Here is a 16,190-nt window from a genome sequence, read left to right as displayed (position 1 = left end):
TGGTCGGTGTGCCGTGCCGACGGTGACGAAGTCCCGGATGAGGGCTGCGGTCCTCGTCGGCTCTTCGAACATGGGGGTGTGGCCGACGCCGTCGAGCCGCTCGATTCTGGCCCTGGGAACCGCCGCGTAGCTCTCGTAGGAGGCCGGCAGCCACCGCTTGTCCCTGGCGCCGTGGATCACCATGACCGGCAGGCCGAGACCGGACAGCCGCTCCGGCATGGCGCGTTCCCTCAAGTAGGCCGAGGACGCCCGGTCCGTCGAGGTGTAGCTGCGGTAGGTCATGCCGCGCACGTCGGCGATGATCTGGTCCGGGATCCTGACCGGGCGGGTGAAGGCGGTGGACAGCCCGTCCCGTATGGCCGAGTCGCGAAGGTCGCGCCGCTGCTCGGCGAGAGAAGTGGCGACCATACCGCCAAGGGAATGGCCGACCACCGCCGCGTGGCCTATGCCGAGCCGGTCGAGGACGGCGCCGATGCGGCGCGCCTGCTCCGGGACGCTGTAGCCGCTTGCCGGTTTCGCCGAACTGCCGTGCCCGAGAAGGTCGATCCGGACGACGCGGTGGACACCCAGCATCGGCATGACGGGATCCCACCAGCGGGTGGACCCGGCGGTGCCGTGGATGAGCACCAGCGCGGGCGCGGTCGGCGGCCCGTCCTCGACGATGTGGACATCCCCGCCGTCGAGCCGGACGATGCGGTCGCCGGTGGCCTCGCGAAGCGGTCCTCCCACGAGGTGGCCTCGCCCAGCCGTTCTCGAATCCGCGCCGCGTCCCGGCCCCACAGGTCGTCCAGGGCGATCACATTGCCGTCCAGCTCCGCCGGGGAGGCACCCAGCGCGGCGTGTGCGGTCACCGGGGACAGCCGCACCTGCACGCACCGGATGTTCTCGCCACGCACACGAACCGCGCCCGGCAGGAACCCGGCGGCGAGACTTCCCCGCTGCCGGCCGGCAGCGCCCTTGACGACCAGTGGGCCGTCACCGAACTCGACGACCAACGTGACAGCCGGATGCGGGATCACCCGCTGGTCAACCGGGCCGGGGCCCCGATCGTGGAACCCGGCCATGCTGATGCCCGCCACCCGGCTGGGCCGCGACGGCAGCGCGACATCCCATACAACCGCAGCATCGTGCTCGTCCACGGTGGATCGCATCGCCCCATGCTAGTGCCGTGGCGACATCACCCTGCGCGGCCCGCGCGCCGCACCACCTCAGCTGTCTCCGGGCGGGGCGCCCTCCAGCGCGCGGGCCGTACCTCGGGGCCCCGCCCGTACGCGTTGGTTACTGCTTGCCGGCGGGCAGTACGTCGAACATGTAGAGGTGGTCCGCGAATTCCGTGCCGCCGTTCGAGTTGCCGTACGTCATGATCCTGGCAGGGCCGGAGACGTGCGGCGCGAATCGCACCCGGAGGCCGGTCGTGAAAGTGTCACCCTTCTTCACGGTTCCCCAGCGCAGCCTGAAGTACCGGCCCGTTCCGAGGGCCTGGTCCCAAGTGCCGTCCTGGGTACGGTATTCGAGGTCGACCTTTCCGGTCTTCACCGCGGTCAGCCCGGTGATGTCGAGGTCCGTGACGAAGTCCTGGGTGGTCTCGCCCTGGCGATTGTCGACCGTCAGCTTCAGCTCCGCCCAATTCCCGGCGGTGAGGGTGGCGGGCCCGGTGACGGTGACATCGGGGCCGTGCCAGCCCGCCGTCCTGTGCCGATCGGCGATCTCCGTCGCCTGAGCGGTGCCGGCCGGCTTCGCGGCCGCGACGGCCGGAGTGGACAGGAGAACGGCCGGTGCTATCGCGGCCGCGGCGAGGACGGCTGCGATTCTGCGCGAATTCAAGTGAGATGACCCCTTGTTGAGCATTTTCTGGAACGAAGCACCATATTAAACAGTACGTAAACAGATGCGCTACTGAGTTCCGTGCCCGGACCGGGGAAATGCCCGGCGCGCGCATGAGGGGACGCGGGTGACAGCCGAGTGGGTCCCCGGTCCTAGGTCCAAAAGGCGAGGGCGACAGGGCCTCCTGGCAGAGGTCCGGAGAGGACCGGCCGTCTACGGTCTGAGCAGCGGAAACGTTGAACCCTTGACCACGAAGGCTGGAGCCATGACGAAGACGGACGCTGGAAACGGATGGCACGGCGACGAGTTGGACCTCGACGCCTATCTGGCCCGGATCGGCTACGAGGGGGAGCGGGCGCCGACGCTGGAGGTGCTGCGCGGGGTGCAGCGGGCACATGTCACGTCCATACCCTTCGAGAACCTCGACGTCATGCTGGGCGTGCCGATCCTGCTGGATCTGGAGTCCGTGCAGGAGAAGCTGGTGCGCGGGCGGCGCGGTGGCTACTGCTTCGAGCACGTGGTGCTGTTCGCCGCGGTGCTGGAGCGGCTGGGCTTTGAGTTCACGGGGCTGATGGGGCGGGTGACGCTGGGCGCGGAGAAGGTCCTGCCCGCCACGCACGCCCTGCTGGCGGTCACGGCCGTCGACGACGAGCGGCTGTGGCTGTGTGATGTCGGTTTCGGCAAGGGGCCGTTGGAGCCGATAGAGATCGCCGACGGGGCCGAGGCGGACCTGGACGGCTGGCGGTTCCGGATGGAGCGGCGGGACGGGGTATTCGGCATCGACCACTGGTGGCTGCACCAGTACGGAGAGGACGGCTGGCTCGACCGGCACACCTTCACGCTGACCCCGCAGTACACGATCGACTATGTGGTGGGCAGTCACTATGTGGCGACCCACGCCCGTTCCCCCTTTGTGAAGCGACCGTTTGCGCAGGGGTTCAGCGCCACCCGTCACGATCGGCTCGACGCCACCACCTGGACCACCTTCCGGCCGGACGGCTCCTCGACCGAGCGGAAGATCGACCCGGATGAGCTGGGGCGGGTGCTGGAGGAGGGATTCGGGATCGTGGTGGGTGCCGAGGAGCTCGCGCGGCTCAGGGACGGGCTCGACTCTGCCTGATCAGGCCATTCGGGGGAGCGGGCCCGGCACGCGACGGTGCGGGGCGGCGCGCGTGCGCATGGCTGGAATGAGTGGGTCCGGTTGGTGACGCCGACGCAGGCCGACGCCGACGCCGATGTCGTGGGTCTCGTCGTGCTCGACGCAGGCGAACCTTCAAGGTGGGCCCCCGACTCACACCAACCTCTTCACGGGCATCGCCCGACCCGAACAGTTCCGGCCTCCGGCCCACCGCCCCGAGGCTGGCCGGTTCCCTCACGCCGCCGTTGCCGGTTGTCCGTTCCCTCGAGATGATCACCTCTCGTGTCGAGTCGATCACTCAGACGAATGGAGAACCAGACGTGGCACCCCGCATCGTGTTCCGAGCCCTCGCCGCAACCGTCGCCGTGGCGGCCCTGAGCCTGCCGCTCACGCAGGGCGCGTACGCCGCCGCCACCCCGTCTCAGCACGCCGCCCCGGCGAGCGCCCGGGACGACGACAACCCGTTCCGGTGGATGGAACTGGACGGTCTGAAGGCCGAGTTCCGGTTCATGTGCCCGGCGGGGCACTGTGTGGGCTACTGGTCCCTGGCCCTCACCGAGGACGTGGCCGCGAAGAAGTACACGGGCGGGAAGTTCTTCGCCTACGCGCCCGCGACCGGCGACTTCGGGTTCTTCCTGGACACGGACATAGCCACGCGCACCGTCGATCACCCGGGACAGGTCCGGCTGATCGACAGCGACTTCATCCGGTCGCACCCCCGGGTCGAGGTGCGCTACGGCAACCCGGAGAAGCCTCGCAAGGCCAAGGTCGTGGCCTCCGCCACGACGCTGATGCTCTAGGCCCGTCCGGGACGGTCATGTCCGTAGCCGGATGACGATGCCGGCGACGGTGGCTGTGCCGACGTCCGGTCGGCGCAGCCCGATCCTCGCACCGGCCCCTGGCGAATGCCGGGGCCGGTGCCCTGCGGTGGTAAACCGGTGTCCTTGGTCGGCGGAGTGCCGCGATCATGAGACCGGATACCGACACGCAACCCATGAGGAATCGCTCGCCATGCCTGTGCCTGCCGACCCGACGGTGGTCCACCCGATGCCCGATCGGCCGCGGGTGGTGCTGCTCAAGCCGCTGGTGAAGTCCCCGTTGATCGAGGTCGGGGAGTACTCCTACTACGACGACCCGGATGACCCGACCGTGTTCGAGTCGCGCAACGTGCTCTATCACTACGGGCCGGAGAAGCTGGTCATCGGCAAGTTCTGCGCGCTGGGCACGGGGGTGCGGTTCATCATGAACGGCGCCAACCACCGCATGGACGGCCCCTCGACCTTCCCCTTCCCCACCGTGGGCGGCTCGTGGTCCGAGCACTTCGACCTGCTCACCGGTCTGCCGAACCGAGGGGACACGGTCGTCGGCAACGACGTCTGGTTCGGCTACGGCACGACGGTGATGCCCGGCGTACGGATCGGACACGGCGCGATCATCGCCGCCGGCTCCGTGGTCACCACGGACGTGCCCGATTACGGGATCGTCGGCGGCAACCCGGCCCGTCTCATCCGTACCCGCTACAGCGATCAGGACGTCGCCCGGCTGCTGGCGCTGGCCCGGTGGGACTGGCCCGCGGAACACATCACCGAACACGTTCGGACGATCATGTCGGGGAGCATCGGCGAACTCGAGGCCGCCGCCCCCGATACCCGCCGTATGTGACGTGGGTGCGGGAGTCCGGCTCGGTGGCGGTGCGAGCGTACAGCTTCGGCCGTGCCACACCGGAATGGCAAACTCCATCCCATCTTTCCCGGCTTCATCTTCCGTTCTGTCGCGAGCACGCCAAGCTCTCCCCGCGTCGGGCAGCATTCAGCGCCCGGTCGTAGGGAGGAGAGCGCAATGATGCGCCAACGGCATCGGCGGCGGTTCATGACCTGCACCGTCGTGGCCGCCGCGTTCGGACTGGCCGGCGCGCAGTCGTTCGCGGCGTCCGGTGACACCGGACCCCGGCCCTGGAACGCGCGCCACCAGGCCGACATCGGCCACCGGCACACCCAGGCCCTCGCATCCGGCAGGTCCGCCCTCGCGGCGCCGGGAAGCAGTGACGGTGGTTCCGACGAGGCGGAGAACTCCGCCGAGGGCACCGCCCAGTACACCGAGGCCCGTACCGCTCCCGGTGTGGTCGCGCCCGGTGCGTACGGGGCGGCCTGGTCCCAGTTGCAGTCGATGCGGCACACGAACGGAGACTGGTACCACGTCACCAAGAAGGCCTACGACTCCGACGATCCGCGCTATCGCGATGTGAACTCCAACTCCAGTGGCGGCTCCGGGAACGTGACGGGCCGGATCACCGGGATCGCCGCCGACGACCAGGGCCATGTGTACGCGGGCGGTGCCAACGGCGGTGTGTTCCGCTCGCGCACCGGCGGCGGGCACTGGGAGCCCATAGCCGACAAGCTGCCCTCACTGTCGACGGGCACTCTCGCGCTGGACGGCTCACATCGGCTCTGGTACGCCACCGGCGAGTCCAACACCGGTGCGACGTCCTTCGTCGGCACGGGCGTCTACGTTCTGCCCGACCCGCAGCACGGGCAGTTCCAGCCCGGCGGCCGGGTGGGCGGCGCCGAACTGGAGAGCACCGTCATCCACGCGCTGCGCTTCGTCGGCACCACGGTGTGGGCGGCCACCAGCCGGGGTGTGTGGTCGCACTCCACCGTCACGCTCTCGGGTCCGTGGAAGCTCGAATTCGCACCCAACCCCGACTATCTGCCGGGTGGTTCGAAGGCATCCGATCCCAGCGCCCCGTACAAGAACATCGCCAACGACATCGCGGTGGACCCGAAGGACCCGAGCAAGGTGCTGCTGGCCGTCGGCTGGCGCGGCAAGGACAGCTACAACGGCCTGTACGGCAAGCAGGGCGACAGCTGGAAGCCCGTGACCGGGATCGGCGACCTGCCGACCAACAGCGACGACGTCGGCAACGTGACGTTCGGGGCCGCCGCCGACGGTTCGCGGCTGTATGCCGTGGACCAGTCCCCGGCGCAGACGGCTTCCAATCCGGACAGTGGACTCAAAGGCGTGTACGTCTCCAAGAGCGGCTCGCCGTTCGGGCCGTGGACGCAGGTTGCCGACTACAGCAAGCTGAGAACCTCGGGCTCGGCGCTCCAGAGCGCCGGCTACATGCCGGGCATCCAGTCCTGGTACAACCAGTTCCTCCAGGTCGACCCGGCCAATGCCGACCATGTCTACCTGGGGCTGGAGGAGGTCTTCGAGACCAAGAACGGCGGTGCGAGCTGGATCACCCCCGGCCCGTACTGGAACTTCCCGTTCCCCTGCTGGAGCATCGACCCCACGAAGCAGACCGGCGACTGCTCGCCGACCACACACTCCGACCAGCACGCGGTCGCCGTCGGCAGCTACAGAGGCAAGACGTGGGCATATGTGGGGAACGACGGCGGCATCTACCGCCGCCCGCTGAACGGCGCGGTCGACTCCGGTGGGCACGCCAAGGACTGGCAGTCGCTGAACGACGGCACCATCGACACGCTTCAGTACTACTCGGTGGGCGTCGGCAAGGACCGCACCTATGGCGGGACCTCGGTCACCGGGGGACTGCAGGACAACGGCCAGTCGATCCTGCGCGGCCGCGACAAGGTCATGGGATCGAACTTCGGCGGCGACGGCGGTGACACCATCACCGACCCGGAAAACGGCTGCAACATCGCCCAGGAATACGTCTACCTCGACATGTGGGTCACCCAGAACTGCGGTGTGAACAAGGGATCCTGGGCCACGGACCCGTCCAAGGCCACCGAGTACGAGGTCGCACCGCCGGACAAGGACCTGGGGGGCGCGGGCGCACGTTTCATCGCACCCATCACGTCGGACACCAAGGACATCAACACCTGGGTGGCCGGCGGCCGTCACGTATGGGTGCAGAGCAAGGGCTTCGCGATCCGCTCCGGCGGGGAGTGGAAGAACAGCTACGACCTCGGCGAAGGCCATGTGGCCACGGCCGTCGCCTCCTCGGGCGGCACCGTCTACGTCGGCTGGTGCGGCCCCTGCAACAACCAGGGCTTCAGCCGCGGCATCGCGGTCGGCAACGCCGACGGAACCGGCTGGCACCAGCTCGGCCTCCCCGTCGACGGCACGATCCCGAACCGGTACATCTCCGGCTTCGAGATCGACCCGGCCGACGCCCAGCACGTGTACGTCGCCGTCAACGGCTTCTCCCGCACGTGGACCGAAGGCCCGGGCGCCGGCGTCGGCCACCTCTTCGAGTCCCGTGACGGCGGGGCGAGCTGGACGGACATCTCGGAGAACCTGCCCGACGTCCCCGCCAACACGGTCAAGCTCCTGCCGAACGGCGGCCTCGCCCTCGGCACCGACCTGGCCACCTTCTACCGCCCCGCCGGCGCGCACCAGTGGCAGGTACTCGGCAATGACCTGCCCACCACTGCCGTCCTGCAGCTGAAGCTGGGCCCCGACGGCAATCTGTACGCCGCCACTCACGGGCGCGGCATCCGGTCCTTCGACGTACGACGCCTCAAGGGTTCCGCGGGTTATCGGGTGGTGAGCCGGTAGGGAATGGTGCAGATGACGGCATCCGTGCCGGCCCGCAGTACGGTCGCCAGGAGGAGGCCTCGCTGGTTCTGGAGGATCCGGTAGCGCCATCGGCGTGGCTGGACCTCGACTATCAGGACGGCAACCTGACGGTTGCCCTGTTGCGCTCGGCGGACGTAGTCGACGATCGGGTGGACGAGGGACCGGTGCGGGCTGTTGAGGGTGTCCAGGCGTACGCCGGGGTTCCACTGCTCCCACTGGGTACGGAAGGCCGTGCCTTCTTCGGGTTCTGGGTGAACGCTGACGGCGACGACATCGCTGCCGAGGGACAGTGCCGCGCGCAGGGCGTGCTCGGCGACCTTGCTGATGCTGCCGACGGGGACGATGACCAGGCTCGCGGTCGGCCGCGGGGGATGCGGGAGCACGCCCAGGTCGAGTTCGAGCCCTACCGCCTGGTAGTAGCTTTCGATGCGGGAGAACAGCAGTATCAGGGCCGGCACGGTGAGGACCACCACCCAGGCGCCGGAGGTGAACTTGCCGGCGATGAAGACAGCGGCAGCGGTCGCGGTCAGCACGGCGCCGGTGCCGTTGAGGGCGGCGTGCAGGGCCCAGCGCGGTGAGCGTCGGCGGTACCAGTGGCGGACGAGGCCGGTCTGGCTGATGGTGAACCCGATGAACACCCCGATCGCGTACAGCGGGATGAGCCGGTCGGTGACCGCGTCGACGGCGATCAGCAGGACGGCTGCGAGCACCGCGAGGGCGATGACGCCGTAGCGGTAGACCGGCCGTTCGGCCCGCAGGCCGAAAAGGTGGGGCAGCCGGTTGTCCTTGGACAGCAGACTCATCAGCACCGGCAGGCCGCCGAAGCTGGTGTTGGCGGCCAGCGCCAGTACCAGGGTGACGATGATGTTGGAGGCGTAGTACGCCCAACCGGTGCCGAAGGAACCGGCGGTGAGCTGCGCCAGCACGGTGACTCCGCCGCGGGGTGCGACGCGGTCGCGGTTGATCAGCACCGACAGCCCGATGAGCATCGCACCGAGCAGCGCACCGAGCATCAGCTCGGTGCGCTGGGCGCGGCGCGCACGCGGTTGCCGGAAGGTGGGGACGCCGTTGGCGATGGCTTCGATGCCGGTCAAGGCCGAGCAGCCGGCGGCGAAGGCCCTGAGGATCACGACCGTTCCCAGCGCCTCGCTGATGTGAACAGGCTGCGCGCTGCCGACCACCGCGGCGGGGTGCGAGCGGAGCAGACCCACGACGATCACACCGAAGACCGCGGCGAGGAACAGCACCAGGGGCAGCATGAGCGCGCGTGCGCTCTCCGCGATGCCCCAGAGGTTGACCGTGGTGATCAGGGCCAGCCCGATCAGGCACATGCCGAGCATGTGGTGCCCCAGCGAGGGGAACGCCGATACCAGGCTGGCGGCTCCCGCGGCGAGGCTGACCGCGACGGTGAGCACGTAGTCCACCACCAGGCTCGCGGCTGCCAGCAGACTGACCGTGGCTCCCAGGTCCTTCTTGCCCACCGCGTACGCGCCACCGCCGTCCGGGTGCACCGCGATGACCTGGCAGTAGGAGACGACCAGCACGACCAGCAGGCCCACGATGGCCAGCGTGACCGGCAGGGTCAGGCGCAACGCCGACGCGCCGGCCGTCACCAGCACCAGCACGATGGCCTCAGGCCCGTACGCCACCGAGCTCAGCGCGTCGAGCGACAGCGCGGCCAGACCGCCGAAGCTGGTCAGATGCTCTTTGTCGCCCTCCCCGTGCCGCAACGGCACCCGCGGCGCGACCGTCTTCGGCGCCGTTCCAAAACTCATAGGTGCCTTCCCTGCTGACGGATCCACAGCCCGTTCTCCAGCCCAGGCAGGGCCATCATGCCGCCGGGAGGGCCCGACGCGCCCATAGCGACCCGAAGACAGGTGGCATTCCGGGCCCTGCGGGAACGCTCCCGTAAGGACGGCATCCATGAGCGAGCTTGCTCACGACATCGGCTGACCTCCGCCGCCCGGCATGGTGGCGGGCCGAAGCGCAGTGGGGCGCCTACTTCTGCGGGGCGTCGGAACCTTCGTCGGCGGGGGTGTCCTGAGCCGGTTGTTCGGTTGCCGAGGGTGTCGATGTGGCCGGCGGGGCTGCGGCGGCCACTTCGCGGGCGAGGAAGGCGCCGAGTTCGCCGATGGTGCTCATCAAGGGGGCGGGGAAGACGACGGTGGTGTTCTTGTCCACGCCGATCTCCACCAGGCTCTGCAGGTTGCGGAGCTGCAGCGCCAGCGGGTGGGCCATCATCGTGTCGGAGGCGTCGCCCAGTGCCGCGGCGGCGAGCGACTCGCCCTCGGCTCCGATGATCTTTGCGCGCTTCTCCCGCTCGGCCTCCGCCTGGCGGGCCATGGCCCGCTTCATGCTCTCGGGAAGCTGGATGTCCTTCAGCTCGACAAGGGTGACCTCCACGCCCCACTCCGCGGTGGTGACGTCGAGGATCTCGCGGATGCCGAGGTTGATACGGTCCGTCTCCGACAGTGTCTCGTCGAGAGTGTGCTGACCGACGACTTTCCGCAGGGTGGTCTGCGCGATCTGGTCGATCGCCGAGTAGACGTTCTCGATCGCGATGACCGACTTCACGGCGTCGACGATCCGGAAGTAGGCGACTGCGGACACATCGACGCTGACGTTGTCCCGGGTGATGATGCCCTGTGACTGGATCGGCATGGTGACGATCCGCAGCGACACCCGGTGCAGGACGTCGGCGAACGGGATGATGAACCGCAGCCCCGGGGCACGCTCCCCGACGAGCCGGCCGAACCGGAACAGCACCCCTTTCTCGAACTGCTTGACGACCCTGATGGCCATCGCGAGCCCGATCAGGACCAGGACGACGACCACCACCAGGACGAAGATCAAAGCTCCCATGTTCCGCTCCTCGGAATCGGGGCCCCGTCACTCGTGCACGTGGCCCTGGGCAGTACGTCGGTGACGCGGGCGATGCCCCGCATGGGTCGGTGCCGGGTCGGTCGAGTGCGCGGCCAGGCCCGCAACCGCTGATGTCCGTTGCTACGAGCTTGATGCTTCCCTGGTGCCGAGAAGCTTCTCGCCTGCGATCAGGGCGCTGGCGGTGCGGTGGTTGCGCGGGTCGGTCGCGGCGGACATCAGCCGGGCGGCCGCGTCCTCGCTGCTCTCCGGCGGTATGACCAGCAGGTCCCAGCGGCCGACGGCGTAGGAGAGCAGCAGGAGCTTGTGCGGATCCTGCTCCGCCGCGAACCAGCCCACATGCACGACATGCCCGGTGACGGGTATCTTTCGCGGGATCACCGGCCAGTAGGTGGGGTTCACCGTGATCCGGGTAATGCGCGCCCAGCGGTGGTCCAGCACATCGGTCAGGGCGGGAAGCTCGCGCGCGAGGTCGCGGGAACGAGGCCACCAGGCGCCGTCCAGGAGCCCCCGGTCCGCGCCCGCCGGTTTCAGGGCCAGGCGCGCCGGTGGCGGGCAAGTGCCCTCTTCGAGGGTCGAAGAGGGGCTGATGGTCGTCGTCATGAGGCGGACCCGATTCCGGGCGCATTTGCATGCGCCCGATATAGCCGCTCGCCGGAAACGGCACCGACATGGAGCCGGCGCACGGAGCATTCCCAGTGTCCCCAGGCTACTCCGGGGGCGGCCCGAGCGCTGGGATCCGCGGCAGTTCTCGCCTTGCCGTGCATTTCCGTGCTTCAGGCGAAATACCGCCATAACGGAAGAGTTGGAAGCGGTATCGGGCTATCTATTTCCGGTTGGGCGGAGTAGCGTCCGGGCTGGTTGTTCGTTGGCCGCCGGTGACCGCTCCTGCGGGACGTTTGAGTTTTCTTACTCAGCCACCATCGGTCTCAGTGCCATGAAAGTCCTGATGCGAAACACTCGCACAATTCTCGCACTTTCCGCGGCCGGTGCTCTTGCCGCTGGTGCCGCCATTCTTCTGCCCGGGGCCGCGCAGGCCCGGCCTGCGTCTGTCGCCTGCGACGAGACAGCCCTGGTGACCGCTGTGAACGCGGCGAACGCCGCGGGCGGCGGGACCGTCACCCTGACCCCTGGCTGTACGTACACCCTCACAGCCGGCCACGGCGACGACGGGGTGAACGGCCCGGCCGGCTTGCCGGTCATCACCACCCCCGTCACTCTCGAGGGCAACGCCAACACCATCACCCGCGCGGGAACGGCGCCCGCGTTCCGTATCGCCCAGGTCGGCCCCACGGGCGGCCTCACTCTCAAGGCAGTCACTCTCAGCGGCGGTCACGCGGCCGCAACGGGTCATGGCGACGGCGGAGGCATCCTCAGCTTCGGCGCGGTCACACTCACCGGCAGTCAGCTGTCCGGCAACACCGCCGACGGTCTCGGCGGTGCCCTCTCCAGCACCGGTACAGCGTCCGCGGCGACGCTCACCAGCAGCACCGTCAAGAGCAACACCGCTCATCAGGGTGCAGGCATCGCCAGCGTCAACGGGACGCTCACCCTGACCAGCAGCGTGGTCAACACCAATATCGCTGCTGTGAACCCCGGCGGGATCTACTACACCGCCGGCTCGGCAACACTCAACACCTCCACCGTGACCGCCAACATCGCGACCAACTGCACCGGCAGCCCCTCACCCGTCCCCGGCTGCATCGGCTGACAAGCCCCTCCGTACCAAAGACCGGCATCCGACCACGGCCGCTCCCTCCCCGGAGCGGCCGTGGCGTTTCTCCGGGCGTGGATGGCAGGGCCGGGCCCTTGCACGGACGCGGGCCCGACGCGGGCGATCCGGTGGCTCGTTCGGACGCTGGTTGCGTGACGCGGGCAGGGCTAGGGTGTCGGCTGCGGCCCCGGCCCCCGGCAGCGTGGAGACCATTTCCGCTCCGTGGAGGTGCGTGGTGCACGCAAGTGCCGGAGTCGCCCTCATGTGCCGCGACCCCGGAACTCCTCGGCATCGCCGTCATCGGTGCTCACGACGCCGCCCGCAGTCCCGAGTACGCCGCCCGACCACCGGTATCCGCGGCGCCGCGCCGCCCGACGACTTGGAGAACCAGGAAATGGCCGATGTCCACCCGGAACCCGACAGCTGTCTCGACGACGCGGAGCTGGGAGAACTCGATGCCCACTGGCGGGCCGCGAACTATCTGGCCGTGGGCCAGATCTACCTCATGACCAACCCGCTGCTGGCCGAGCCGCTGCTCCCGGAGCACATCAAGCCCAGACTGCTCGGGCACTGGGGAACCTCGCCCGGGCTGAACCTGGTCCACACCCACCTCAACCGGGTGATCAAGGCCCGTGGCCAGGACACCCTGTGCATCTGGGGCCCCGGCCACGGAGGGCCGGCCGTGCTCGCCAACTCCTGGCTGGAGGGCACCTACACCGAGACCTACCCGGACGTCGGCCGCGACACCGCGGGCATGACACGGCTCTTCCGCCAGTTCTCCTTCCCCGGCGGCGTGCCCAGCCATGTCGCCCCCCAGACGCCCGGCTCGATCCACGAGGGCGGCGAACTCGGCTACTCCCTCGCCCACGCCTACGGTGCGGCCCTGGACAACCCCGGCCTGCTGGTCGCCTGCGTCATCGGCGACGGCGAGGCCGAGACCGGGCCACTGGCCGCCTCGTGGCACTCCAACAAGTTCCTCGACCCGGTGCACGACGGAGCGGTCCTGCCGATCCTCCACCTCAACGGATACAAGATCGCCAACCCGGCGGTCCTAGCCCGGCTGCCCGAATACGAACTCGACGACTTCATCCGCGGTCTGGGCCACGACCCGATCCACGTCGGTGGCAACGACCCGCTCCAGGTGCACCGCGCCATGGCGCGTGCGATGGACACCGCGCTGGAGCGCATCGCCGACATCCAGCGCGGTGCCCGCGAACAGGGCGTCACCGAACGCCGCCGGTGGCCGGTGATCGTGCTGCGCACCCCCAAGGGCTGGACCGGCCCCGCCGAGGTCGACGGCCTGCCCGTGGAGGACACCTGGCGCGCCCACCAAGTCCCCCTCGACACGGTGCGGGAGAACCCCGAGCACTTGCGGCAACTGGAAGCGTGGATGCGCTCCTATCGGCCCGCCGAGCTGTTCGACGACCAGGGCCGCCCACGTGAGCGGGTTCTGGCATGTGTGCCCGAGGGGGAGCACAGGCTCGGCGCCGTCCCGCACGCCAACGGCGGCCGACTGCTGCGCGAGCTGCCGATCCCGCCGCTGGAGCGATACGCGATCCCGGTCGACAAACCCGGCGCCACCCTCCACGAACCCACGCGTGTCCTGGGCGGCCTGCTGGAGACCCTCATGGAGGACACCGCACAGCGCCGCGACTTCCGGCTGGTCGGCCCGGACGAAACCGCCTCCAACCGCCTCCAGGCCGTCTACCGCGCCACCGGAAAAGCCTGGCAGGCGACGACCCTGGACACCGACGAACATCTGGACCTCCACGGCCGGGTCATGGAAATCCTCTCCGAACACACCTGCCAGGGCTGGCTGGAGGGCTACCTCCTCACCGGCCGGCACGGGATGTTCTCCTGCTACGAGGCGTTCGTCCACATCGTCGACTCCATGGTCAACCAGCACATCAAATGGCTGCGCACCTCGCGTCGCATCCCCTGGCGCCGCCCCATCGCCTCCCTCAACTACCTGCTCACCTCGCACGTCTGGAGGCAGGACAGCAACGGCTTCTCGCATCAGGATCCCGGCTTCGTCGACCACGTCCTCAACAAGTCCCCCGAGGTCGTCCGCGTCTACTTCCCCCCGGACGCCAACACCCTCCTGGCCGTCGCGGATCACGTGCTGCGCAGCCGCGACCACGTCAACGTCGTCGTCGCCGGCAAACAGCCCTGCTTCGACTGGCTCGGCCTCGAGGAGGCACGTGCCCACTGCGCCCGCGGAGCCGGGATCTGGACATGGGCCGGGAGCGAGGACGGCACTGCGGAACCCGACGCGGTCCTGGCCTGCGCGGGCGACGTTCCCACGCTGGAGGTCCTGGCCGCCGCGCAATTGCTCCGCCGCCACCTGCCCGACCTCGCGGTCCGGGTCGTCAACGTCGTGGACCTGGCCCGCCTGCTCCCGAACGAAGAGCACCCGCACGGCATGTCCGACCCGGAATTCGACGCGCTGTTCACCCGCGGCAAACCGGTCGTCTTCGCCTACCACGGGTACCCGTGGCTGATCCACCGCCTTGCCTACCGCCGCGCCGGTCATACCCATCTGCACGTCCGCGGCTACAAGGAGGAAGGCACGACCACCACCCCGTTCGACATGGTCGTGCGCAACGACATGGACCGCTACCGCCTGGTCATGGACGTCATCGACCGCGTCCCCGGCCTGGCCGTACGCGCCGCCACGCTCCGGCAGGAGATGGAGGACGTCCGTACCCGCCACCGCGCCTGGATCCGTGAACACGGCACCGACCTGCCGGAAGTCACGGAATGGACCTGGACGAACTGAGCCATGCGGCGCCGGGGTCCGGGGATCCCGGAGGGCAGCAGGTGCGTCCCGGCCGCCCGGATGACCGGCCGGTTGCCGGTTCGCTGGGAGGCGGGGCGGCCGGGCGCGTCCTGCTGCGGCGACTCGATGGTCCGCAGCAGCTCAGGGGGCGGTGAAGTCATGACAGTTCACAGTTGCAGCAGCTGCTCTGTGATCTCCCGGTACTGCCGTAGCGCGAGCCGCAGTTCCTCCGTCTCCGCCTCGGAGTACTGGTCCTGCCAGCGCGCGCGGAGGACGCGTCCTCGTTCCGCCAGGGTGTCCGTCAGGTAGGTGACGGCTTTGTCGAAGGCGCCCTCGGCTTCCTCCACCGCCTGACGCGGATGGTCGACAAACGTGTTGACGGCCTGCTGGAGGAGCGTGGCCAGCTTGTCCCGGGCATCCTGCGGGAACAACTGCTCCGAGCCCGGGGTGTGGCCGGTGCTGTCGGCACCCGTGACCGGCTGGAGCGGTTGCCGGGGCGGCTCGGGGTGAGGTACGTGCGGGGCGCGTGGCTCAGCGGGGGTCCGGCTCTTGGCGGGGGGCTGCTGTGCGCGTTCTTGGTCGTACATCATCACGTTCCCCTATCCCTTCGTATGGCGTCGGCCGAGCGGCCTTGGCGCGTGGCCGCGGTCGTCGCAGGACTGCGGCCGGTGCCGGCCCGAGCCGTCCGGTCGTTGCGTGAGCAGTTCATCGAAGAGATCCCGGGCCTCGACCACGGCCTCGCGCATCTCCTCCGTGCCGGCCTGGCCGCGCACGGCCATGTGCACCTTGCGGTATCCGTGGACCTGCCCGGCGTGGTGGACGGAGAGCGCGGCCAGCTGTTCCTCGAACTCCTCACCACCGGGGAAGCCCCGGTCCTTCGCCAGCCGCGCCAGTACCGCGTCGGCCTCGGCGGCCGCCTCCCACGGTGAGTCGACGAACCACTCCTGGATCCGGGCCCACTGGGCCGCGTACTGCTCGCGGGCCCCAGGTGGCAGCGGCTGTTCCTTGAGGAAACCGTGGCGCTGCACGCGCTCGTCGAGTTCCCGCTCGGCTGTCCTGGTGTTGCCGTCGTGGCGGGCGACGGCACGGGCGTACTCGGGGCCGAAGCGCCGTTTCAGCGCGTGCTCGCCGCTCGCCCGGCCGCGTCCGGTGAAGAGGACGGCGGCCACGGCAATGACGGCCACGATGATCGAGGCAGTGATCACGACGGTGGACATGGCCGCCCTCGCCGGTTCCCGGCTCGTAAGCCGCTCAGTTTCATTCCCGTCAGCTCCTGTTGGCTCGTACCCCGCGTGGTGCCTGCCGGGTGG

The 16,190-nt window shown here is 69.3% G+C and carries 12 protein-coding genes and 1 pseudogene; 6 read left to right on the top strand and 7 right to left on the bottom strand.

From position 1 onward, the window contains the following. Positions 1-102 precede the first annotated feature (102 nt). Together DXZ73_RS05130 and DXZ73_RS05125 are read right to left on the bottom strand one after the other, a co-directional pair. A pseudogene (locus tag DXZ73_RS05130) lies at positions 103-579 on the bottom strand (alpha/beta fold hydrolase); the annotation flags it as partial. Between the two features lie 699 nt (positions 580-1,278). After that, the gene (locus tag DXZ73_RS05125; RefSeq protein ID WP_116209831.1) at positions 1,279-1,824 is read right to left on the bottom strand and encodes a hypothetical protein; all 546 of its coding nucleotides are present in this window, start codon (positions 1,822-1,824) and stop codon (positions 1,279-1,281) included. Positions 1,825-2,089: 265 nt separating this feature from the next. Here DXZ73_RS05125 and DXZ73_RS05120 point away from each other — a divergent pair, with 265 nt between their 5' ends. The 4 genes from DXZ73_RS05120 (at position 2,090) to DXZ73_RS05100 (ending at position 7,486) form a co-directional block, all read left to right on the top strand. Then, positions 2,090-2,944, top strand: coding sequence for an arylamine N-acetyltransferase family protein (locus DXZ73_RS05120; RefSeq protein ID WP_116209830.1), 855 nt, complete (start codon positions 2,090-2,092; stop codon positions 2,942-2,944). 338 nt (positions 2,945-3,282) lie between these two features. Further along, positions 3,283-3,762, top strand: coding sequence for a hypothetical protein (locus DXZ73_RS05110; protein WP_116209829.1), 480 nt, complete (start codon positions 3,283-3,285; stop codon positions 3,760-3,762). A 211-nt stretch (positions 3,763-3,973) separates the two neighbouring features. Continuing rightward, positions 3,974-4,624 (top strand): CatB-related O-acetyltransferase, encoded by a 651-nt coding sequence (locus DXZ73_RS05105; protein ID WP_116209828.1) that lies wholly within the window; start codon positions 3,974-3,976, stop codon positions 4,622-4,624. A gap of 177 nt (positions 4,625-4,801) precedes the next feature. Then, on the top strand, positions 4,802-7,486 hold the full coding sequence (locus DXZ73_RS05100) for a WD40/YVTN/BNR-like repeat-containing protein (protein WP_116209827.1): 2,685 nt from the start codon (positions 4,802-4,804) through the stop codon (positions 7,484-7,486). On the opposite strand, the gene DXZ73_RS05095 is transcribed toward DXZ73_RS05100, so the two are convergent. The 3 genes from DXZ73_RS05095 to DXZ73_RS05085 form a co-directional block, all read right to left on the bottom strand. Beyond that, the gene (locus DXZ73_RS05095) at positions 7,465-9,282 is read right to left on the bottom strand and encodes an APC family permease (RefSeq protein WP_116209826.1); all 1,818 of its coding nucleotides are present in this window, start codon (positions 9,280-9,282) and stop codon (positions 7,465-7,467) included. The two genes, DXZ73_RS05100 and DXZ73_RS05095, sit on opposite strands and share 22 nt — an antisense overlap. Before the next feature lie 223 nt (positions 9,283-9,505). After that, complete coding sequence (locus DXZ73_RS05090) at positions 9,506-10,369, bottom strand: slipin family protein (RefSeq protein WP_116209825.1); 864 nt, start codon at positions 10,367-10,369, stop codon at positions 9,506-9,508. A gap of 141 nt (positions 10,370-10,510) precedes the next feature. Continuing rightward, positions 10,511-10,990: a DUF5994 family protein gene (locus DXZ73_RS05085; RefSeq protein ID WP_240351192.1), complete on the bottom strand. Its 480-nt coding sequence runs from the start codon at positions 10,988-10,990 to the stop codon at positions 10,511-10,513. 472 nt (positions 10,991-11,462) lie between these two features. Here DXZ73_RS05085 and DXZ73_RS05080 point away from each other — a divergent pair, with 472 nt between their 5' ends. Next, positions 11,463-12,098: a hypothetical protein gene (locus tag DXZ73_RS05080; RefSeq protein WP_205519111.1), complete on the top strand. Its 636-nt coding sequence runs from the start codon at positions 11,463-11,465 to the stop codon at positions 12,096-12,098. A 397-nt stretch (positions 12,099-12,495) separates the two neighbouring features. After that, positions 12,496-14,880 (top strand): phosphoketolase family protein, encoded by a 2,385-nt coding sequence (locus tag DXZ73_RS05075; protein ID WP_116209824.1) that lies wholly within the window; start codon positions 12,496-12,498, stop codon positions 14,878-14,880. A gap of 167 nt (positions 14,881-15,047) precedes the next feature. On the opposite strand, the gene DXZ73_RS05070 is transcribed toward DXZ73_RS05075, so the two are convergent. After that, positions 15,048-15,470, bottom strand: a complete 423-nt coding sequence (locus tag DXZ73_RS05070) for a hypothetical protein (RefSeq protein WP_116209823.1) — start codon at positions 15,468-15,470, stop codon at positions 15,048-15,050. 9 nt (positions 15,471-15,479) lie between these two features. After that, on the bottom strand, positions 15,480-16,097 hold the full coding sequence (locus DXZ73_RS05065; protein WP_116209822.1) for a hypothetical protein: 618 nt from the start codon (positions 16,095-16,097) through the stop codon (positions 15,480-15,482). Positions 16,098-16,190 lie beyond the last annotated feature (93 nt).

This window comes from Streptoverticillium olivoreticuli subsp. olivoreticuli (assembly GCF_003391135.1).
Lineage (GTDB): Bacteria > Actinomycetota > Actinomycetes > Streptomycetales > Streptomycetaceae > Streptomyces > Streptomyces blastmyceticus.
The sequence above is the reverse complement of the archived record's forward strand: the minus strand, read 5'-3'. Positions and strand labels throughout refer to the sequence as shown.